17 protein-coding genes and 2 pseudogenes are annotated in these 19,858 nt (G+C 71.2%); 10 read left to right on the top strand and 9 right to left on the bottom strand.

The genetic code is table 11. The features are described from left to right. The first annotated feature begins 88 nt into the window (after positions 1-88). Positions 89-550, top strand: a complete 462-nt coding sequence (locus B7C62_25590; protein ARF77371.1) for a hypothetical protein — start codon at positions 89-91, stop codon at positions 548-550. Between the two features lie 118 nt (positions 551-668). Here the strand turns inward: B7C62_25590 and B7C62_25585 are convergent. Together B7C62_25585 and B7C62_25580 are read right to left on the bottom strand one after the other, a co-directional pair. Continuing rightward, positions 669-869 (bottom strand): annotated as a pseudogene (locus tag B7C62_25585) (hypothetical protein). Positions 870-889: 20 nt separating this feature from the next. Further along, positions 890-1,093 carry a hypothetical protein gene (locus B7C62_25580; GenBank protein ID ARF75243.1) on the bottom strand — a complete coding sequence of 68 codons (204 nt, stop codon included), beginning with the start codon at positions 1,091-1,093 and terminating at the stop codon, positions 890-892. A 364-nt stretch (positions 1,094-1,457) separates the two neighbouring features. Here B7C62_25580 and B7C62_25575 point away from each other — a divergent pair, with 364 nt between their 5' ends. From B7C62_25575 to B7C62_25565, 3 genes and pseudogenes are all read left to right on the top strand, one after another. After that, positions 1,458-2,039, top strand: coding sequence for a DNA-binding protein (locus B7C62_25575; protein ARF75242.1), 582 nt, complete (start codon positions 1,458-1,460; stop codon positions 2,037-2,039). A gap of 136 nt (positions 2,040-2,175) precedes the next feature. Then, entirely contained in the window at positions 2,176-2,355 is a 180-nt protein-coding gene (locus B7C62_25570; GenBank protein ID ARF75241.1) for a hypothetical protein, read from the top strand. Between the two features lie 17 nt (positions 2,356-2,372). Beyond that, positions 2,373-3,418: pseudogene (locus tag B7C62_25565) on the top strand (transcriptional regulator). Positions 3,419-3,630: 212 nt separating this feature from the next. Here the strand turns inward: B7C62_25565 and B7C62_25560 are convergent. After that, positions 3,631-4,020, bottom strand: coding sequence for a hypothetical protein (locus B7C62_25560; protein ARF75240.1), 390 nt, complete (start codon positions 4,018-4,020; stop codon positions 3,631-3,633). 390 nt (positions 4,021-4,410) lie between these two features. Between B7C62_25560 and B7C62_25555 the strand changes: the two genes are divergently transcribed. Further along, on the top strand, positions 4,411-5,301 hold the full coding sequence (locus B7C62_25555) for a hypothetical protein (GenBank protein ARF75239.1): 891 nt from the start codon (positions 4,411-4,413) through the stop codon (positions 5,299-5,301). A gap of 60 nt (positions 5,302-5,361) precedes the next feature. Here B7C62_25555 and B7C62_25550 read toward each other — a convergent pair whose 3' ends face one another. After that, positions 5,362-6,477 carry an aminobenzoate oxygenase gene (locus tag B7C62_25550; protein ID ARF75238.1) on the bottom strand — a complete coding sequence of 372 codons (1,116 nt, stop codon included), beginning with the start codon at positions 6,475-6,477 and terminating at the stop codon, positions 5,362-5,364. Between the two features lie 242 nt (positions 6,478-6,719). Here B7C62_25550 and B7C62_25545 point away from each other — a divergent pair, with 242 nt between their 5' ends. From B7C62_25545 to B7C62_25525, 5 genes are all read left to right on the top strand, one after another. Further along, entirely contained in the window at positions 6,720-7,721 is a 1,002-nt protein-coding gene (locus B7C62_25545) for a hypothetical protein (protein ARF77370.1), read from the top strand. 71 nt (positions 7,722-7,792) lie between these two features. After that, on the top strand, positions 7,793-8,626 hold the full coding sequence (locus B7C62_25540) for a TetR family transcriptional regulator (GenBank protein ID ARF75237.1): 834 nt from the start codon (positions 7,793-7,795) through the stop codon (positions 8,624-8,626). A gap of 4 nt (positions 8,627-8,630) precedes the next feature. Then, positions 8,631-8,894, top strand: a complete 264-nt coding sequence (locus B7C62_25535) for a hypothetical protein (protein ID ARF75236.1) — start codon at positions 8,631-8,633, stop codon at positions 8,892-8,894. Positions 8,895-8,991: 97 nt separating this feature from the next. Continuing rightward, a complete protein-coding gene (locus tag B7C62_25530; protein ARF75235.1) occupies positions 8,992-11,916 on the top strand; it encodes a serine/threonine protein kinase in 2,925 nt (974 codons plus the stop codon). A gap of 196 nt (positions 11,917-12,112) precedes the next feature. Then, positions 12,113-13,363: a glycoside hydrolase gene (locus B7C62_25525; protein ID ARF75234.1), complete on the top strand. Its 1,251-nt coding sequence runs from the start codon at positions 12,113-12,115 to the stop codon at positions 13,361-13,363. 49 nt (positions 13,364-13,412) lie between these two features. Here B7C62_25525 and B7C62_25520 read toward each other — a convergent pair whose 3' ends face one another. The 5 genes from B7C62_25520 to B7C62_25500 are packed head-to-tail and all read right to left on the bottom strand — an operon-like array spanning position 13,413 to position 19,647. Then, positions 13,413-14,648, bottom strand: coding sequence for an oxygenase (locus B7C62_25520; GenBank protein ID ARF75233.1), 1,236 nt, complete (start codon positions 14,646-14,648; stop codon positions 13,413-13,415). Between the two features lie 38 nt (positions 14,649-14,686). After that, positions 14,687-15,358: an ATP-binding protein gene (locus tag B7C62_25515; protein ARF75232.1), complete on the bottom strand. Its 672-nt coding sequence runs from the start codon at positions 15,356-15,358 to the stop codon at positions 14,687-14,689. Next, positions 15,339-15,755 (bottom strand): multi-component regulatory system-8, encoded by a 417-nt coding sequence (locus tag B7C62_25510; GenBank protein ARF75231.1) that lies wholly within the window; start codon positions 15,753-15,755, stop codon positions 15,339-15,341. The genes B7C62_25515 and B7C62_25510 overlap by 20 nt, the downstream gene beginning before the upstream one ends. Continuing rightward, a complete protein-coding gene (locus B7C62_25505) occupies positions 15,752-16,231 on the bottom strand; it encodes a hypothetical protein (protein ID ARF75230.1) in 480 nt (159 codons plus the stop codon). The genes B7C62_25510 and B7C62_25505 overlap by 4 nt, the downstream gene beginning before the upstream one ends. Next, on the bottom strand, positions 16,228-19,647 hold the full coding sequence (locus tag B7C62_25500) for a histidine kinase (GenBank protein ID ARF75229.1): 3,420 nt from the start codon (positions 19,645-19,647) through the stop codon (positions 16,228-16,230). The genes B7C62_25505 and B7C62_25500 overlap by 4 nt, the downstream gene beginning before the upstream one ends. Positions 19,648-19,858: the final 211 nt, after the last annotated feature.

The raw sequence follows: 19,858 nt of genomic DNA, 5'->3' as shown, positions 1-19,858 counted from the left end.
CACCCCGCCCCGACCCGCTTCACCCGAAGGGGGCGGGTGCGGTCGGGAACGGGCGTCTGTGGTGCTGGTGGGAGCTAGGCTCCGGTCCATGCCCGAGCCTTTCGTGAACGGCGACGTACACCACCGCGCGTGCGGTATCTGTCCGTCCCGGGTGCACCCTGTCGGCGAGTTCGACGTGTTCGAGCGACCGACTCCCGAGTGCCCGTTCAACAAGGCTGACGGACACAGGTACTTGAGCGACGGGACCCCGGTCTGCGTCCACCCCGAAAAGGTCGGGCTGCCCGCGAGGCGCTACAAGAGCGAGAACGCCCCGCTGACCGTCGGGTTGCAACTGCCGCCCGACCCTTCCGAGGTGGTGCCGTACCTGCGTGGCGTGCTCTGGGGTGCTGCCCCCGTCCTGCTCGATGAACTGATCGCTCAGGCGCAGCAGCAGGTACAGGAGCGCTTTCCCGAGCTGGACCCGCTTACGGTGATGCGGCGGGCTCTCGGCGGACAGCCACAGGCGGCGGTCCGGCTCACCCCCCACGGCGCGGCGCGGGCGCGCTCTTGAACACGTACAGAAACGTTGGCCCAAACACACTCACGACCCTCCGGCCCCAACGCGCCAGGGTTCCCGAGCAGCGCCCCGGAGTCTTCACAGGGCGCTCCGGCAGGGGCGGCCCGTCGCACCTCAGCGCCTCGGCCATACGCTCCACCAGGTCTGCGGGCATGGCTCCCATGTGGACGTACGGCCTCCCCGAATAGGCCACCATCGGCCGGAGGTGGCTGACTCGTTCGGTATCGATCCCGAGCGCCACCAACGCCCCGCTGAGCGCCTCGGTCGCGTTCTCCGCCGCCTTGCGGCCGTCGCGCCACTGCTGCATCTCCACCGCCATCGCCCCCTGCGTGATCATCGGCGCTTCCGGGTCGCGTGCGGGTGCCGCCGGATCTCCACGTTCGCGTCCGTCGCCGCCGAGTAGTCGCCCCGGCCTCCGGCCTCCCGCCGCTGGGCATCCAACACCTGGCACACGTCGCAGCCCTCCACCGGCTTCGGAGGCTCCGGGACGGACATGAGATGCGCAGGCGGGTCCATGGTCGTGTCTGGAGTCGTCATGGACGTGATGCTCCATGCCCCTGAAGGACGTATCTCTCCCCGAATCAGGGACAGTTGTACCGTTGAGCACTACGGTTCAAGAACGCCCAAATGTCGCAGCCCCTGAAGGACGTATCTCTCCCCGAATCAGGGACAGTTGTACCGTTGAGCACTACGGTTCAAGAACGCCCAAATGTCGCAGGGGGAAGTCTTGAACGCCGCTCTACGATCAGCTATAGAAGACGCCAAGCTCACGCCCCGAAAGCTTGCCACCCGCATCGGCGTGGCACCCAAGACGGTGGAACGGTGGCTGGCCGACGCCGAGCTTTTACCACATGCAAGAAACCGCGTCGACGCGTGCCGGGCGCTGAAGGTGGATGAAGACATGATCTGGCCCAAGGCTGTTCAGGAACGGGTGAAGACCGGCCATGACCGCGAGTTGGCCCACGCCTACCCCTACCGGTCCGCCTGCCCGTCGACCGTGTGGGGCGAGCTGATCGCAGGGGCCTCCACCGACATCTTCTTCGCCGGGTACACGAACTACTTCGTCTGGCTGGAGCAGCCGGCGTTCATCGAGACGCTGCGCCGCAAGATCGCATCGGGGTGCCGTGTGCGCTTCCTGCTGGGTGATCCTGATGGAGAGGTGACCCGACAGCGTGAGGCCATCGAAGACGTCGCGCTCAACGTCGGCACACGCATCCGGATCAGCCTGGAGCACCTGGGACGCCTCGGCCCCCTGGACGGCCTGGAGACGCGCTTCAGCAGCCCGGAGGACGCCGTGAACCATGTGTCCCTCTCCGTGTTCAGGTTCGATCACGACGCGCTCGTGACGCCCCATCTGGCGCGGCTCGTCGGCCACGACTCACCCCTCCTGCACCTGCGTCGCCAGGGAGACGGCGGAATGTTCGACCGGTTCGCGGAGCACGCCGATGAGCTGTGGTACCGGGGCGTACCACAAACGCCGTAACAGCGCGGCGCGTACGCACGGCCACTTTGGGAGGGTGAGCCCGCCCGTAGACCTTGCCCGCGCCCTTCGAACCCGGCCGCTCCCTCTTGAAAAGAGTGCGGGACGACCGCTTCGTGGGCTTACCGATGTGCCGGCCATGGCCTGCGGAACCGACAGCTTCCTCGGCGGGGCCGTCCCCCGCCTCCAGGAACAGGCGTTCGGCGGACCGGCCGGCCACTGGTCGCCGGACAAGCGCTTCACCTTCGGCGGCTACGCCCGTACACCCCCGGAACTGGATACCTTCGCCACGGACTGCCGTGAAGCGGGTTCATGTTGAACAGACGCCCGACTACCGTGGAAGGGCTGATCGACCTCGGGAGGCAGGACATGGACCCCTCACGCCGCAGCGTCCTGGGAGCGGGGCTTTTCTCCGTCGCCCTCACCGTTCCGGGCTGGCAAAATGTGGTCGGACGCATGGAGGCTTTCAGGGAGAATCCGAAAATGCGCATCGGGTCGGCAGAGGTTCAAGCCGTCTCGGCAATGACTGAGCGCCTGTCAGAACTCGACGACGATTTCGGTGGACGCTACGCTCGACCCATGGCTGCGGACTTCCTCGTGAACACTGTCAGCCCTTACCTCACAGCTGATTCGCCCACCGAGACGCGGAAATCAATGCTTTCCGCAGCAGCATTTCTTTGCTACCTGACCGGATGGATGGCGGTAGACGAAGGTGCCCACAGGAGAGCGCAGCAATATTACGTGAGGGCTCTGGGGCTTGCAGATGCAAGCGGGGACCACAACACGTACTTTCGTGTCCTGCGTGGCATGTCCGTGCAGGCCGCGGACCTCGGCCATGGGGCACCTGCCGTAAGGCTCGCGAACGCAGCCGCTGAAGCAGCGCCTGAATCCACCCCTGGCATGCGGGCCTTTATGGCCGGGCAGCAGGCACACGCTTACGCCCTGGCCGGCGAAAAGACAAACGCGCTCACGGCTCTGCGCGAGGCGGAGCGGGCGGTTAATCAGGCAGAGAGCCAGGTCGGCACCTTTGGCGGCTTCAGCTCGGCTACATTGGCGTACTCAACTGCCGAAGTCCGATATGCCTTGGGCGACGTCAAAGGAAGCGTTGAATCACTAAGCGACCACTTTCGCCTGCGCGATTCGACCGATAGCAAGAGATCGGAAATCAAGTTCAATGCCATGTTGGCTCAAAGGCAACTTGAGATCGGACACCTTGAGGCAGCGTGCGCAACGTGGGGCCTCGTTCTTGATGCCTACCCCAACATTCATTCCGGCCGCATCGACGAACTCGTGGGAAGGATTGCCCCCTCCTGCGCCCCTACCGATCGAACTCGACAGCCCGGGAGATTTACGGGCGCTCACTTGAGGTGACTCCGTTGTGAGTCGGCCGCGCTGGCTGGCCGGGCGCATTCGGGCCACGCCCGGATACCGCCACTTTGAGAGCCCTCATCATTTATGGTGAGGGCTCTCAACGCACGACTGATCCGCGATCAGAATCACGGTCTGCAGCCGGAGCACTCACCAGAGCTCCCAACTCAGCAGAGAAGACCAGCAACTGCCAAGAACCTTCCGGCTCAGGCACTGGTACGGACCGTCAGTACCAGGACATGGTCATACCCGCGTCCGCGCGAACAGCCGCGCCGTACATCTCCTTGAGGTCGGCGAAGTACAGCGCGCAGTACTCCTCGTCGTCGCCGTTGACGTTCTCGGTCGTCCGTAGGCCCGTCAGGAACTGCTCGACAGTGACGGGCGAGAGGCGCTCCCAGAAGGCCCTGACCTGATCGGGGGTGAGCCGGCCGAGGAATCCTTCCTCCGCCTCCTCCGCGTCGACGCCGTCCGGACCCCCCACCCCGTGGACAATCTCGTCGCCGTCGAGCCCCAGCGCCTCCAGCCCCACGTGGAGGTAGTGCGCGCTCCCGTCGAAGTCGTAGCTGCCAAGCGTCTCTTGGTCCCTGACGACGTTGGTGTAAGTGCAGACCCCCATGGCCGCCTCCTCCGTATCCCATGACCTGGCCTTCGGTGACGAGCGTAGGTGTCCGTAGATCTTCGCTCCGCCCACGGCAGCGTCATGGGACTGGACGCGGCGGGCAGTTGGGCCTGCTGGGACTTGGGCACGGCCGTGGCGCAGGACAGGCCGACGTCTTCCAGGAAGCATCGGAAGCGGGAGTCTTGTCCGCAGGCGGCATCCGCCGCTGTCCACGTGACGGGCAGGGGCCAACCTGCGCTCGCAGGACCAGAGGGATAGGGACCGATGCGTTGCCGCTCGTTGTCGCGGAACCCGGCGGCGTATATCCATTATCGGCCTGGGAACCGCCGCATTCCATCGTTCCGGCGGACGATCTTGAGGGCGTTCCGGCCGCCTACCGTGGTGCGCATGACAGCCCTTCACCTGCACGATCACGGCGGCGACGGCCCGCCCCTCCTTCTCCTGCACGGCGCGGGCCGCTCGTCGGCCGACTGGGCCGCCGTCGTACCCCATCTGACGCAGGGCCACCGGGTGCTCGCGGTGGATCTGCCCGGCCATGGCCGCAGCGCCCCCGCCGCCTCCTGGGACCTCGCGACGGTCTGCGCCGACCTGGACGACACCCTCGCAGCGGAAGGGGGAAGGGAGGCGGAAGTGAGCTTGGTGGGGCACTCGCTGGGCGGCATGGTCGCCTCGGTGTACGCGGGGACGCGTCCGGAGCGGGTGGCCTCGGTGGTGAACCTGGACGGTTTCGGGTGGGGGCGGCCGGACCAGTACGTGGGGGTGCCCGCGGAGGAGGCCGCCCGGCGGCTGGCGGAGATCGGGGCGATGTCCCGGGCGTCGGCGGGGGCCCGGATGCCCGCCGGGTATCTGGCGGGCCAGGTGGACCACAGCGTCGCCCTCGGCATCCCGGCGGCGCTGGCGGAAGCGGTCTGCCGAGCCAGCGCGCGCGAACTGCCTCACGGTGAATGGCAGTTGCTGCCCGAGCTGCCGGGCGCGGTGGAGATGCTGGACGCGATGGACGGGCTGGACCTGTTCTCGGCGTTCCGGCGCGTCCGCTGTCCGCTGCTGCTGGTCCGGGCCCAGGAGCGGGTCGGGCCGATGCCCGGGCTGGAGTGGCTGGGGGACCTGTTGGACGCGTACGGGAAAGGGCTGGAGCGGGACCTGGCGGAGCTGGCGGCGCGGCGGCCCAACGTGACCGTCGAGGGCATCGCGGCCGGTCACGCGATGCTGCTCCAGGCGCCGGAGCGGGTGGCCGGGCTGGTCCTGGACTTCATCGGCCGGGCAGTCGTACGTCGCTGAAGCCCCCGCCCCCCGCGTGGCCTCAGGCCGCCGCCTCCGCCTCCCGCCCCCCTCGGCGCCTCAGGCCGCCGCCTCCCCCCGCCCCTCCCCGATCGCCTCCGCGACCTCCGCCACCCGGGCCTGCTCCTCGGCTGCGAAGCGCTGGCGGTCCAGCTCCTCGGCTATCTCCTCGTCCTGGGACATCAGCAGGTCCAGGTTGGAGTCGCCGAGTTCGAGGACGCCCATGTCGACGTACGCCTTCTGAAGGCGCGGGCCCCACAGGCCGATGTCCTTGACGCACGGCACGATCCGGCTGAACAGCAGCTTGCGGAAAAGCTGGAGGTACTCGGAGTGCTCGGAGAGATCCTTCGCCTCCTGCTTGCCGATGCCGAAGTTCTCCAGGACCTCGACACCGCTGAGCCGGTCGCGCATCAGGTAGCAGCCCTCGATGACGAACTCCTCGCGCTCGCGCAGTTCGGCGTCGCTCAGCTGCTTGTAGTAGTCGCGCAGCGCCATCCGCCCGAAGGCCACGTGCCGGGCCTCGTCCTGCATGACGTACGCGAGGATCTGTTTGGGCAGCGGCTTGGTGGTGGTGTCGCGGATCATGCCGAACGCGGCGAGCGCGAGGCCCTCGATGAGGACCTGCATCCCGAGGTACGGCATGTCCCAGCGGGAGTCGCGCAGGGTGTCGCCCAGCAGGCCCTGGAGGTTGTCGTTGACCGGGTAGAGCATGCCGATCTTCTCGTGCAGGAAGCGGCCGTAGATCTCCGCGTGCCGGGCCTCGTCCATGGTCTGGGTGGCGGAGTAGAACTTGGCGTCCAGGTCGGGGACGGACTCCACGATCCTGGCCGCGCAGACCATCGCGCCCTGTTCGCCGTGGAGGAACTGGCTGAACTGCCAGGAGGTGTAGTGCTTGCGCAGCTCGCCCCGGTCCTTCTCGGTCATCTTCGCCCAGTGCGGGGTGCCGTACAGCGTCAGCGCCTCGTCGGGGGTGCCGAGCGGGTCGGCGGGGTCGACCTCCAGGGACCAGTCGATGCGCTTGTTGCCGTCCCACTGCTTGTCCTTGCCCTTCTGGTAGAGGGCGAGGAGGCGTTCGCGGCCGTCGTCGTAGTCCCAGCTGAAGCGGGCCGCCCCGGTGGCAGGGACCTGCCAGAGGGGTTCGGCGGGCGGCGTGATGTAGAGATCATGGGTGGACACGGACGGCTCCTTCGCCTCGACCGGATCGAACGGCTTGACAAGTTCCGTGGCTCCGGCAGCAGTTGGGCGCGCCCGCCCGCCGCCTCCCCCGCAGGTTCACACGTTGGTAGACGGCGGGTCAACAAGTCGCACACAAGGGATTGACGGCCTTGTTGACGAGCGGTCTCATAAGAGGTGACCGCCGGTAACTCCGGTGCCCGGCCATCCCTGTGTGAGGTGCTCCCGCCATGACGACCGTGCCGATCACCGGCAGCCCCGCGACCGATCGCGCTGCCACCGGTCCCGCTGCGACCGGTCCCGATACCACCGATCACGCTGCCGCCGGTCTCGATGTCACCGCGCTCCGCGACGCGCTCGGGCCGCTCCGCGACCGTGAGCAGGTCGCCGCCCGTCTGCTCGAATCCTCGGCCAAGCACTCCTTCGACCCCGACACCGAACTCGACTGGGACGCGGCCGTCGAGGAGGGCCAGTGGTTCTGGCCGCCGGAGCTGCTCTCGCTCTACGACACCCCGATGTGGCACCGGATGTCCGAGGAGCAGCGCCTCGACCTCTCCCGGCACGAAGGCGCCGCGCTCGCCTCGCTCGGCATCTGGTTCGAGATCATCCTGATGCAGCTGCTGGTCCGGCACGTCTACGACAAGCCCGTCACCAGCAACCACGTCCGCTACGCCCTCACCGAGATAGCCGACGAGTGCCGCCACTCGATGATGTTCGGCCGCATGATCGACTGGGGCGGCGCACCGACGTACGAGGTGCCGCGCGTCTACCACAATCTGGCCCGGGTCCTGAAGACCGTCTCCACCACACCCGGTTCGTTCGCCGCGACCCTGCTCGGCGAGGAGATCCTCGACTGGATGCAGCGGCTGACGTTCCCGGACGAGCGGGTGCAGACCCTGGTGCGCGGGGTGACCCGTATCCATGTCATCGAGGAGGCCCGGCACGTCCGGTACGCCCGCGAGGAGCTGCGCCGCCAGATGGTGACCGCCCCGCGCTGGGAGCGCGAACTCACCAAGCTCAGCTGCGGCGAGGCGGCCCGGGTCTTCTCCGTCTGCTTCGTCAACCCGCGCGTGTACGAGAACGTCGGCCTGGACCGCCGCGAGGCCGTCGCCCAGGTGAAGGCGAGCGGCCACCGCAGGGAGGTCATGCAGACAGGCTCCAAGCGGCTGACGGACTTCTTCGACGACATCGGGCTGCTGAACGGCGTCAGCCGCAGGCTCTGGCGCAGCTCCGGGCTGCTGGCCTGAGCCCGCACCGGCGGGAAGCCCCGGGCAGCACCCCTCCGGGGCCCGGCGGCACACCCCTTACGCTCAGGGGCATGAAGTCCACCGCCGCAGCCCCGCCGCCGCCCCGCGCGTACCGCAGGCTCAGTGTCGAGGAGCGCCGCGCCCAGCTCCTGGTCGCGGCGCTCGGCCTCTTCGCCCACCGGGCCCCCGACGAGGTCTCGCTCGACGAGGTGGCGGTGGCGGCGGGGGTCTCCCGGCCGCTGGTCTACCGCTACTTCCCGGGCGGCCGCCAGCAGTTGTACGAGGCCGCGCTCGGCTCGGCCGCCGACGAGCTGAAGCTCTGCTTCACCGAGCCGCCGGTGGGCCCGCCCACCGAACGGGTCGCCCGGGTCCTGGACCGCTATCTCCGCTTCGTCGACGAGCACGACACCGGCTTCAGCGCGCTGCTGCGCGGCGGCAGCGTGGTCGAGACCTCCCGTACGACGACGATCGTGGACGGCGTCCGGCGGGCGGCGGCCGAGGAGATCCTCAGCCACCTCGGCCGGATCGGCGACACCGACGCCGACGCGGGGAAGCAGAGCGCCGGGGAGCGGACCGCCGGGCCGCAGAGCACCCGAGCGCGGAGCGCCGGGCCGAGGCTGCGGATGATGGTCCGCAGCTGGATCGCGGCCGTCGAGGCGGCTTCCCTGATCTGGCTGGACGAGGGGAAGCAGCCCCCGGCCGCCGAACTGCGCGGCTGGCTGGTCGACCACCTCATCGCCCTGCTCGCCGCGACCGCCGCCACCGACGAGGAGACCGCGTCGGTGGTACGTGATCTGCTGGCCCTGGAGAACCCGGAGGGACCGGCCGGACGGCTGGCGGAGCTGGTGATCCCGGTCGTCGCCGATGCCGCACACCTGCTGACGCCCGCCCCTGCGGCAGACTGACCGGGTGAAGAGCGAGAACACCCCTTTCCGAGGCGGCCCCCTGGACGGCCGCGTGCTGCCCGTCCTGGTCGGCCCGACCGGCCATCCGCCGAAGTGGTACGAGGTCCCCGTGCCGTCCTCCGACGGCTCCCCGCCCACCGTGTACGCCTACGAGCGCGTCCCGGCCGGCTACACGAAGCGGCTCGGGCTCCAGCGGGGCTGGGTGTACGAGTACGCGCCCGGCGGCCGCACCCGCCGCGCCCTCAAGTGGCCCTGGTCGAAGCCCTGAACACGGGCTCCCGCAGGCGCAGGCCCTAAGATCGACGGTCAGGTGCCGGGGGACGGGTCGCCCGGGCACCGCAGGACGGTCACAAGGGGGGTGCGCCATGGAGGCGCTGCGTAGGGAAGATCCACGCCGATTCGGCCGCTTCACCGTGCTGGCCCGTTTCCATGAGGCCGCGAGCGCCGTGCAGTACGTGGCGCGGGACACCGACGACGACGAGATCGCCGTGATCACCGCCGCGCACCCCGGGCTCGCCGCCGTACCGGCCTTCCGGCGCCGCTTCCAGGCCGAGGCCCGCACCGCCGAACGCCTCGCGGGCGGCTGGGTGACGCCGCCCCTGGAGACCAGCGAGGACGAACTCCTCTGGACCGCGAGCGAGTACGTCCCCGCGCTGCCGCTGGCCGAGGCGATCAGGATCGCCGGCCCGCTGCCGGAGCGCGCCCTGCGGATACTGGGCGCGGGCATCGCCGAGATCCTCTCCCGGGTGCACGCGGGCGGCTCGGCGCTCCAGGGGCTCGCCCCGGGCACGGTCCTGCTGGCCGAGGACGGCCCCCGGCTCACCGCGTTCGGCCCGCTGGGCGCGGCAGCGGCGGCCGAGGCGAAGCCGGGCGGCCAGCTCTCGGTCCGGCTGGGCTACCTCACGCCGGAGCAGGTCGCGGGCAAGGAGGCCGGGACGGCGTCCGACCTGTTCGTGCTGGGGCTGCTGCTGGCGTACGCGGCCACGGGAACGACCCCGTTCACGGAGGGCCCGCCCGAGGAGGCCGCCCGCCGCATCGCCGAGGCGGAACCCGAACTGGACGCCGTACCGGAGGAGTTGCGCGAGCTGATCGCGGGCTGCCTGGCGAAGGACCCGGCCGAACGGCCCACCGCCGGCACGGTCGCCGCCGAACTGGCCCTGGAGGGCGCGGCGGGCCTCGCCCGGGGCGGCTGGCTCCCCGAACCGCTCGCGGCGGCGGTCGCGGAGCAGGAGGCGCGGGTACGGGGGCTGGAGGGGCCGGTGGAGGGGCCTGAGGAGGCCGACGGGTCCGGTGACGGCGAGGGCAGTGGTACGAACGGGGCCGGTGACGCCGAAGGCAGCGGGACCACTGCACCCAGCGATGCGGAGCGCAGCGGGACGGACGGGTCCGGTGACGCCCGGGCAAGCGGGACCAACGGGTCCGGTAGCCCCCAGGCCAGCAGCACCAACGGGCCCGGTGACACCGGGAACAACACGCTCCCGGCTTCCGCCGCCCCCGAGGACGCCCGCCCCGACGCCGAGCCGGAGGACGCCCGGCCGACGGGCGCGGTGGCCGGTGCTCCCGCCGACGCGGTGGCCGGTCCGCCCACCGGCACACTCACCGGCACACCCGCCGACGTACCTGCCGCCCCAAAGCCCCCGGCCGACCCCCGCATCCCTCTCGCGACCACCACGGCAGCCGCACCCGCCCCCAGCAACACCACCGACACCGGCAACGGCGACATCGGGGAGGACCGGGGGACCACCCGCTTCCTCAACACCGGCCCCAAGCCGCCGCAGACCGACCGCACGACCGCCCAGTTCGCCGTCCCCCACCAGCCTCCCCCGCCCCAGGTCCCGGCCCCTCACCCTGGCGCCCAGCAGACGTACCCCCTCCCCGCCCCCTACGCTGCCCCGGGCCACGGCAACGGCGGTCAGGGCGGCTCCCCCATGGTGGCGCTGCCCCTGCCGCCCGCGCCCGCTCCTCCTGCCGGTCCCACCGCCAAGCGCCGGACCCTGATCGCCGTCGCGGCGGCAGCGGTCGGCGGGCTCGTCGTGGGCGGCGGGTCGATCGCCGCGATCAGTGGCGGGGAGAGCGTGGCCGCCACGGACGACAAGCCCACGCCGAAGCCGCGCCGTACGCTGCCGGGCCAGCCCCCCGAGCCGCGCTGGACCTACTCCCACCCGGCCTCCGAGTCCGCCCCGCTGACCACCGCGCTCTGGCGGGACCGGCTGCTGGTGGTGACCAGCGAGAGCCAGGCGAGCGCCGTCGACCTGCGGACCGGCAAGCGGGTCTGGCAGCGGGCGGACGCCGCCAAGGGCCAGTCCGCGCTGGCAGCGGGCGACCTGTGCTTCGTGGCGAGCCCAACGGAGTTCCTCTGGCTGGCGCCGAAGGACGGCGCGGTCGTCCACCGTGTGCGGTACGCGGACGGGTTCACCGACCTGCCGGACCTTCAGGTGGGACGCCTGGCGGGCCACTCCGGTCCGGTCGTCTATTTCACCGGCTCGCGCACGGTCACCGTGAAGGCCCCCAAGCCGAAGAAGGGCAAGAAGAAGGCGCCGGACAAGCAGGTCCCCGAGGCGTACTTCTTCGCGTACGACATCGTCCGGCGCACCGAGCTCTGGCGTACGCCGGTACCGGCGGGCCGCGCCCCCGGCACGCCCCTGTACCGGATCGTCGCCGAGCGCGCCGCCGACCTCCTCGTACGCCAGGACTCCGTCACCCTGACGGCGGCCGAGGTCAAGGCGGCCAAGGGGAAGGGCTCCGTCCGCTCCTTCGACCGGACGACCGGCAAGCTGGTGTGGGTCAAGCAGTACGGGACGGTCACCCCCGACGCGGGTATCGCGGGCGACGAGGGCGGCACCCTGTACGCGGCGGTCGGCGCCGATCTCCAGGCGTTCGAGGCGGACACCACCAAGCCGCTGTGGCGGGTGGCGGGCACGGCGGGTTCGCTCTTCGGCTCCCCGCTGGTGGCCGGACCGCTGCTCCACACCACCGAGCGCAGCCAGCAGGTCGGCGCGGTGGACCGGGAGAGCGGGCGCCTCGTCTGGCGGCGCTCGACGGAGGTGCCGGGCATCGGGAGCGCCCCCACCCTGGCCCTGAGCAGCAGCGGGAAGACGCTGTTCGCCTCCGACGCCACCCAGGTCACCGCGTTCTCGGCGGCCGACGGGGAGCGGCTGTGGAAGTTCCAGGACATCGGGGTGGCCGATCCGAAGGGGGCCACGGTGAGCGCCTCGTACCGGGCCTTCGCCATCGGCAAGAACGTCATCGTCCAGCGGGACAGGGCCTTCTACGCCTTCCCGGTGGCCTGAGCCGAAGTCGAAGCCGAAGCTGACCGGCCGTATCGCCCGTCGGTACGCCGTCCGGGGGACGCCCCGGACGGCACGCCGTGCGGTGCTTGCATCACCTGACACCGAGTGACCGGATTAATCGGATTAACTCGCTCACTTGCTCACTGGTGACGAGCCCGAACCTTCCGGGCCCCGTCTCCGTCACGGAGGTGATGTCGTGTCAGGCAGGCTCCTGCGCGTGGTCTGCACGACCGCGATCGCCGCGGCTCTCGCGCTCTCCCCCGCCACGGCCCCCGCCACCGCCGCACCGGCCGAGCCCGGCCCCGTACCGTCCGAGGACACGGCGCCACCGGAGGACGACGCGGAAGAGGTCGACGCAGAAACCGCCTTCACCGGGCCGGGAGCCGGGCCCGCCGCAGGGGCTCCCAGGAACGTCGTGACCCTCCTGCGGGAGTTGCAGACGCGTTACCAGGAGGCGGAGGAGGCGAGCGAGACCTACAACGCCACCGCCGAGAAGCTGAAGCAGCGGACCGCGCAGGCGAAGAAGGTGAACGCGGAGCTGGCGAAGGCCCGGGCCGCGCTGGAGCTGAGCCGGGGGGACGCCGGGCGGCTGGCCCGGGAGCAGTACCAGGGGCGTACCGAGTTCTCCGCCTACCTCCAGCTGCTGCTGGCCCGGGACCCCCTGCGCGCCCTGGACCAGAGCCATGTCATCGAGCGGGTGGCGGCGGGCCGCGCGGCGACGGTGGAACGGCTGACCGCCGACGCCCGCCGCGCCGACGCCCTGGCCGCCGCCTCGCGCAAGGCGGTCGAGCAGCAGAAGAAGCTGGCCGCGCAACAGAAGAAGCAGCGCGACACGGTCCAGGGCAAACTGAAGGAGGTGGAAGCGCTGCTGGCGACGCTCTCCGCCGAGCAGCTGGCCCAGCTCGCGGGCCTGGAGCAGCGGGACGTGGCGGCGGCCCAGCGCGAACTGGTCGCCTCCGGGGCGCTCAGCACGGTCCGGCCGCCGACCCGGCAGGGCGGGGACGCCGTCGCGTACGCGATCGAGCAGATCGGCAAGCCGTACGTGTGGGGCGCCGAGGGCCCGGACGCGTACGACTGCTCCGGGCTGACCTCCCAGGCGTGGGCGACGGCGGGGCGGCCGGTCCCCCGTACGTCCCAGGAGCAGTGGAAACAGCTGCCGAAGGTGCCGATCTCCTCGCTGCGCCCCGGCGACCTGGTGGTCTACTTCCCGAAGGCGACCCATGTGGCGCTCTACATCGGCGACGGCCTGGTCGTCCAGGCACCCCGCCCCGGCGCCAAGGTGAAGGTCTCCCCGATCGCCTCCAACCCGCTGCTGGGGGCGGTCCGCCCCGACCCCGGCGGCGTACCGCTGTCCACGTACACCCGCCCGGAACTCCCCGAGGGCGCCCGCGACGGTTCGGACACGGGGTACGGCGTGGAGACCGCACCGGGCGAGGCGTCCGGATAGGTGCGGTGGCCGGACCCGCAGTGCGGTCCGGCCACCGTTCGGACGCCTGTCAGGCGGCGGAGACCGAGGCCAGGTACGCGTTCGTCTTCTCCGGCTCGAAGAAGAAGTTGTCGAAGTCCGCCGGGTCGTTGAACCCGTTGGCGAAGCGGTCCGCGACGGGCTGGAGCTGACCGGCCGCGCCGATCAGGTTCAGGACGTGCTCCGGCGGGACGCCCAGCATCGCGTTGGTCCACTTCACGACGTGCTGGGCGGTCTCCCAGTAGCGGTCGAAGGTGGACTGCATCCAGGCCGCGTCGAACTCCTTGTCGCCGTGCTCCAGGATCGAGTCCAGGTAGGAGTTGGCGCACTTGGACGCGGAGTTGGAGCCCTGGCCGGTGATCGGGTCGTTGGCCACGACGACATCCGCGACACCGAGGACGAGGCCGCCGCCGGGGAGGCGGCCGATCGGCTTGCGGACGGTGGGGGCGTACCGGCCCGCGAGGGTGCCGTTGGCGTCGGTCAGCTCGACCTTGGTAGCGCGGGCGTACTCCCACGGCGTGAACTTCTCCATCAGCTCCAGCGTCTTCGCCAGGTGCTCGGAGGGGTCCTTGATGCCCTGGAAGGCGTCGAGCGGGCCGCCCGGGATGCCCTCCCAGAAGAGGATGTCGGCGCGGCCGGAGGTGGTGAGCGTCGGCATCACGAACAGCTCGCCGACGCCCGGCACCAGGTTGCAGCGGACCGCGTCGAACTCCGGGTGCTCGGGGCGCGGGCCCATCCCGTGGACGTAGGCGACGGCCAGCGCGCGCTGCGGGGCGTCGAACGGCGAACGCGCCGCGTCCCGGCCGAACATGGAGACCAGCTCGCCCTTGCCCGCCGAGACCATCACCAGGTCGTAGGTGCGGGAGAAGTAGTCCAGGTCGGAGACGGCCGCCCCGTGGATGACGAGCTGCCCGCCGCGCTGGGCGAAGGTCTCCATCCACCCGGCCATCTTCACGCGCTGGTCGACCGACTGGGCGTATCCGTCCAGCCTGCCGACCCAGTCGATGGCCCGGGAGGAGTCGGGGGCGGCGACCGAGACGCCGAGGCCCTCGATCCTCGGGGCCTGGGACTCCCAGAAGTTCAGCTGGTAGTCCCGCTCGTGCTGGAGCGCGGTGTGGAACATGCACTGCGTCGACATGACCCGGCCGGTGCGGATCTCGTCGGCGGTGCGGTTGGACATCAGGGTGACTTCGTAGCCCTTGGACTGGAGCCCCAGGGCCAGCTGGAGCCCGGACTGCCCGGCTCCGACTATGAGTATCTTCCGCATCGCGGCTTTCTCCGTTGTCTCTGAGAGTTCGAGGAGGACTAGGCGGGGGCTACGTCGAGAGCGTGGCCGACCAGGGCGAGCAGCGACTCGACGACCGTGATCCTGTTGCGCGCGTCCATGATCACTATCGGTACGTGCGGCGGTACGGTCAGGGCCTCCCTGACGTCCTCCGCCTCGTAACCGGGCGTCCCCTCGAAGTGGTTGACCGCCACGATGTACGGCAGCCCGCAGCTCTCGAAGTAGTCCAGCGCGGGGAAGCAGTCCGCGAGCCGCCGGGTGTCGGCCAGGACGATCGCGCCGATCGCGCCGCGCACCAGGTCGTCCCACATGAACCAGAAGCGCTGCTGGCCCGGGGTGCCGAAGACGTACAGCACGAGGTCGTCGTCCAGAGTGAGCCGGCCGAAGTCCATCGCCACGGTCGTGGTGGTCTTCTCGGGCGTCGCGGAGAGGTCGTCGGTCTCCTCGCTGGCCTGGGTCATCAGCGCTTCGGTCTGGAGCGGTGTGATCTCGGAGACCGAGCCGACGAACGTCGTCTTGCCGACGCCGAATCCGCCCGCCACCACGATCTTGGTCGCGGTGGGCGCGCGGGTGTGGTCGAGCTGCCAGGGCTGGAGAGCCTCCTCCGGCTGGTCCGGGGAGAGCGACGGCTGGTCACCGGGCCCCGGCTGGCGCGGGGCGAAGAGCGGCGCCTCAGAGACGGCGGAGTCCATTGAGCACCCTTTCGAGCAGTGCGCGGTCGGGCTGGCCGGTGCCGTGACCGGTTCCGTACACGCGGATCTTTCCCTGGTCGGCCAGGTCGCTGAGCAGCACCCGGACGACTCCGAGCGGCATCTTCAACAGGGCCGAGATCTCCGCGACCGTACGCATCCGGCGGCAGATTTCGACGATGGCCTGGAGCTCCGGCATGACCCGCGAGGCCAGGTTGCCGTTGGTGAGCTCGCGGCGCTCCTCGGGTGCTTCGAGGGCGGCGACGAACGTCTCGACGAGCAGGACGTGCCCGAACCGGGTGCGGCCTCCGGTGAGGGAGTACGGGCGGACCCGGGCGGGTCGCTTGTCGGCCCCGCGGACGGGGAGGCGGGGGGCGGGCTCCGCGGCGGCACTCGTCACTGGGTACTCTCCATCGATTTGCGCAGCTCACTGCGGAGTTCGGGGGTGAGGACGTGTCCGGCCCGGCCGACGAAGAGGGCCATGTGGTACGCGACGACGCTCATGTCGCAGTCCGGGGTGGCGTGGACGCCGAGGAGGGAGCCGTCGCTGATCGACATGACGAAGACGCTGCCCTCGTCCATGGCGACCATCGTCTGTTTCACGCCGCCGCCGTCCATCAGCTTCGCGGCTCCGACGGTCAGCGAGCCGATGCCGGAGACGATGGTGGCCAGGTCGGCGCTGGACCCCTTGGGGCCTTCGGGCGGTCCGGCCGCCTTCGCCGCGTGATGGCCGGGGTCGGAGGAGAGCAGCATCAGCCCGTCGGACGAGACGACGGTGACCGAGTGGACCCCTGGCACCTCCTCCACGAGATTGCTCAGCAACCAGTGAAGGTTCCGGGCCTCGGTACTCAGCCCGAACGTGCTGGGCGCAGTCAACTGCGTGCCTCCTCGACTGTGTCCCCCGTCTCTCCGTTTCGGCGGTCCGCCGCGCGGGCGCCGGTCTGCTCGGTACGTGTGTCGTGTGCGATGTGTGCGGTGCCCGTGGTGTGGGCGGTGGGTGCGGTGGTCGTGGCGCCCGTGGCGGGGGCGGTGGGTGTCTCGTGCCCTGTACGGCCGGTGGGTACGCCCTCGTGGTCGGCGAGCGCGACGGAACCGGTGGACTCGGCGATCTCGGCCTCGACATCGCGCCGGCCCTCCTTCGCCGCCTGGTGGAAGCTGCCCAGCCTGCGGCGGAGGTCGTCCTTGTCCAGGCTGCCGGTGCGCCCGGTGGCGGGGGCGCCCTCGGACCGGACCACCTTGGGGGTGCGCTTGGGCAGCCCCTTGTCGGTGACCCGCTGGGCCTCCGGCCTCCGGGGACCGGGCACGGTCTCGGCGGCGGCCTCGGGGGCGGTCTCGGCGTGGGGCGCGGGACGGAAGGCGGGGCCGTCGGGGCCGTCCTGGTCGCCCGGACCGCTCTCGGCCGGACGCTCGTGGCGGTCGGGGCCGATCGCGTACGGGTCTGAGGGCTGCGGGACCTCGGAGGAGGCCGGGCTCTCGGGGACTGCGGGGGCGACGGGGGCCGTCGGGGTGGCCGGAGGGGCCGGGGTCGCCGGGTCGGTGGGGGGCACCGGGTCGGCCGGGTCGATCGGGGGCTTCGGCAGCCGCACCTGCATCGTGATCTCGGAGTCCGACTCGGGCGCCATTTCAGGCTCGGGCGCCGTCTCCGGCTCGGGAGCCGTCTCAGCCTCGGCCTCCGCTTCGGGCTTCCGCTGCGGTACGACGGTGGCTTCGGGCCCCTCGGAGGGCACGGACGGCTCGGACGCCTCGGCGTTGGCCTCGCGGATCACCCGCTCGGCGGCGGCGATCATCGGGTCGACGGCGGGCGCGGGAGCGGGCTCGGGGGCGGCGGCCGTCTCGGGCTGGGGCTGGGGCTGGGGCTCCGACGGCGTCGGCTCGGTGGCCTGGTGGGGCTGGGCCTGGGGCTGGGGAGCCTGCTCGGGCTCCGCAGCGGGCCCGGGCAGCGGCTCAGCGACTCGCTCGGCCTCCGCGGCGGAACCGGACAGCGGCTCAGAAGCCCGTCCGGCCTCCCCGGCGGCCCCGGGCTCCGTAGAAGGCTCCGCCACCGGGTCGGCGGAGGTCCCGGCCGGAGCGGCGGGCGGCGTCGGCGTACGCCCCGGCAGGGCGTTGGAGTTGGCCTCGGCGACCGAACCCGGCAGGTTCAGCGTCGGCGCCTCGCCCGGCAGGTGCACGGCGGGCGGTGAGGAGGCGGGCAGGGAGTTGGGCAGCAGGGTCTGCGGCAGGACGACGACGGCCGTCACTCCACTCCCCTTCTGCTCGCGCAGCTGGACCCGTACGCCGTGCCGGGCGGCCAGCAACGAGGTGACCTGGAGCCCGAGTCCGGCCCCATCGGCGTTCTGCTCCCCCACTTCGAAGGAGGCCGGGTCGGCCAGCCTCGCATTGAGCTCGCCCATCCGGACGCTCGACATGCCGATGCCCTCGTCCTGCACGGAGAGCATCACCTCGCCGCTCTCCAGCAGCCAGCCGGAGAGCTCGACATGGGAGTCCGGCGGGGAGAACGAGGTGGCGTTCTCCAGGAGTTCGGCGAGGAGGTGGCTGAGGTCGTCGGCGGCGAACCCGGCGATCTGGGCGTGCGGCGGCAGGGACTGGATGGTGACCCGCTCGTACCGCTCGATCTCGCTGACGGCCGCGCGGGCCACGTCGACCAGCGGGATCGGGCCCGCGTGGCCGTGGCCGTGCTCGGCGCCCGCGAGGACGAGCATGTTCTCGCTGTGGCGGCGCATGACCGTGGCCATGTGGTCCAGCTTGAACAGGGTGGCGAGCCGCTCCGGGTCCTGCTCGCGCTCCTCCAGGCTCTCGATGACGGCGAGCTGGCGCTCCACGAGTCCGAGGTTGCGGAGCGAGAGGTTGACGAAGGTGTGGTGGACGGTGTTCTTCAACTGCTCCAGCTGGGTGGCGAGCTCGGCGGTCTGGACCTGGAGTTCGGCGCGCTGGAGGGTGAGCGCCTCGCGTCCGGCGATCAGTTCGGCGCGCTCGGTGCCGAGGCTCTCGAAGCGGCCGGTGAACTCCTGCTGGAGCCCGGTGAGCTTGGCGTGCAGGGCGTTCATCGACCGGACGACCTGGGCGAACTCGTCGTTGCGGCCGGTGTAGCGGACCGGGTCGGCGTTCTGGGGGTCCTCCGCGAGGCGGGCGGCGCCGATGCGCAGGACGGCGAGCGGCTGGGTCAGGGTACGGGCGACGGCGGTGGAGACGCCGACGGCGATGAGGAAACAGCCGCCGAGCAGGGCGATGCTCAGTTCGAGGGCGGTGACGTCGTCGTCGCGGAGCCCTTCCAGGCGCTGCACCTGGGAGGTGCCGAGGGCGGACTCGACGCTGCGCATCCGCTCGACCCGGGCGGAGAGCGCGGCCTCCAGCTTCTTGGCGCTGGTGTTGCGCTCGTCGGCGGAGAGTTCGGGCCGGTCGGTGAGGCGGGTGAGGTACTTCTCCGCGTTGTTGACCTCGGGGCCCGTGACGGTGGCGGAGAGCTTGTCGCGGGCGACGGGGTTCGCGGCCTGGTCGAACTCGGCGAGCAGGGCCAGCTCCCGGACCCGGGCCTGCTGGGCGGCGGCGCTCAGCTCGTCCCGGTCGCGGTCCGCCCGTTTGCTCTCGTCGTCCTGGGTCTCGACCGGCAGCCCGGTGAAGGGGTCGGTGCGCGGAGCGGCGGGCTCGGGGCTCGGCACGGCGAGCGCGGCGAGGAGGAGGGAGCGGGTGGCCGACGCCTGCTCGACGGCTCCGCCGAGCGCGAGCGGGGCGCGGGTGGCCTCGGCGGCGCGCGGCGGGGTCTTCTCGGCCAGCTCGGCGGAGATGCCGTGCAGCTTGGCGATGAGTTCGGAGTACGCCTGGTGGGCCTCCAGCGCCGAGCCCTTGCCGGTGAGGGCGTCCCGGCGCAGGGAGGGCACGGTGGAGAGGTCGCGCCGCAGGGCGGCCGGGGCCGGTCCGTGGATCTCGTCGATCTGCTGGTCGACACGGGTGGTCCGGGTGCGGCGGCTCTCCTCACCGCTCTTGCCGTCGTCGGCGCGGCCCCCCGCGATGTACGCGGTGACGGCGTCCCGTTCGTCGGCGAGGGAGTGCGCGAGGGTGACGGCCTGCTGGTTCAGCTCGGCGAGGGTCACCAGCCGCTGGGACTCGGCCAGATCGGCGGACGCGCTCAGCGCCGCGGGGGCGCCCGCCGCGATGACGGTGATCCCGACGACGGCGACCCCGGCGATCAGCCGGCTCCGTACCCGTACGGTCCGCTTGTCGGCGCCCGGAGCCGGAGGCGTCGCCCCGGAACCGTCGCCCATGCTGCCCTTGCTCCGCGGCCGCTTCTTCTGCACCGGTGCTCGCAATCTTGACTCGTCCACCCTTGAAGCAGAGGTGACGCTCGGTCACGTAGAAGGACCCCCCGCTCCTGGTACGGCTTCTGACCATTCCAGTGCTTTTGAGAGGGGGGCGCGCATCAACCGCTCCGCCACTCGAACGAGTGAACATCACTCTTGAGTTGACGAACAAGTCTCCCCAGGCGCGCCCCTGACCATGCATAGGGCG

The organism is Kitasatospora albolonga, from assembly GCA_002082585.1.
GTDB classification, from domain to species: domain Bacteria; phylum Actinomycetota; class Actinomycetes; order Streptomycetales; family Streptomycetaceae; genus Streptomyces; species Streptomyces stephensoniae.
The sequence above is the reverse complement of the archived record's forward strand: the minus strand, read 5'-3'. Positions and strand labels throughout refer to the sequence as shown.

Bases quoted from the DNA above. Each gene is read 5' to 3' on its own strand.
- B7C62_25580 (ARF75243.1), bottom strand. From the start codon at position 1,093: ATGACGACTCCAGACACGACCATGGACCCGCCTGCGCATCTCATGTCC.
- B7C62_25590 (ARF77371.1), top strand. From the start codon at position 89: ATGCCCGAGCCTTTCGTGAACGGCGACGTACACCACCGCGCGTGCGGT.
- B7C62_25555 (ARF75239.1), top strand. From the start codon at position 4,411: ATGACAGCCCTTCACCTGCACGATCACGGCGGCGACGGCCCGCCCCTC.
- B7C62_25530 (ARF75235.1), top strand. From the start codon at position 8,992: ATGGAGGCGCTGCGTAGGGAAGATCCACGCCGATTCGGCCGCTTCACC.
- B7C62_25560 (ARF75240.1), bottom strand. From the start codon at position 4,020: ATGGGGGTCTGCACTTACACCAACGTCGTCAGGGACCAAGAGACGCTT.
- B7C62_25570 (ARF75241.1), top strand. From the start codon at position 2,176: ATGGCCTGCGGAACCGACAGCTTCCTCGGCGGGGCCGTCCCCCGCCTC.
- B7C62_25515 (ARF75232.1), bottom strand. From the start codon at position 15,358: ATGGACTCCGCCGTCTCTGAGGCGCCGCTCTTCGCCCCGCGCCAGCCG.
- B7C62_25575 (ARF75242.1), top strand. From the start codon at position 1,458: ATGATCTGGCCCAAGGCTGTTCAGGAACGGGTGAAGACCGGCCATGAC.
- B7C62_25520 (ARF75233.1), bottom strand. From the start codon at position 14,648: ATGCGGAAGATACTCATAGTCGGAGCCGGGCAGTCCGGGCTCCAGCTG.
- B7C62_25540 (ARF75237.1), top strand. From the start codon at position 7,793: ATGAAGTCCACCGCCGCAGCCCCGCCGCCGCCCCGCGCGTACCGCAGG.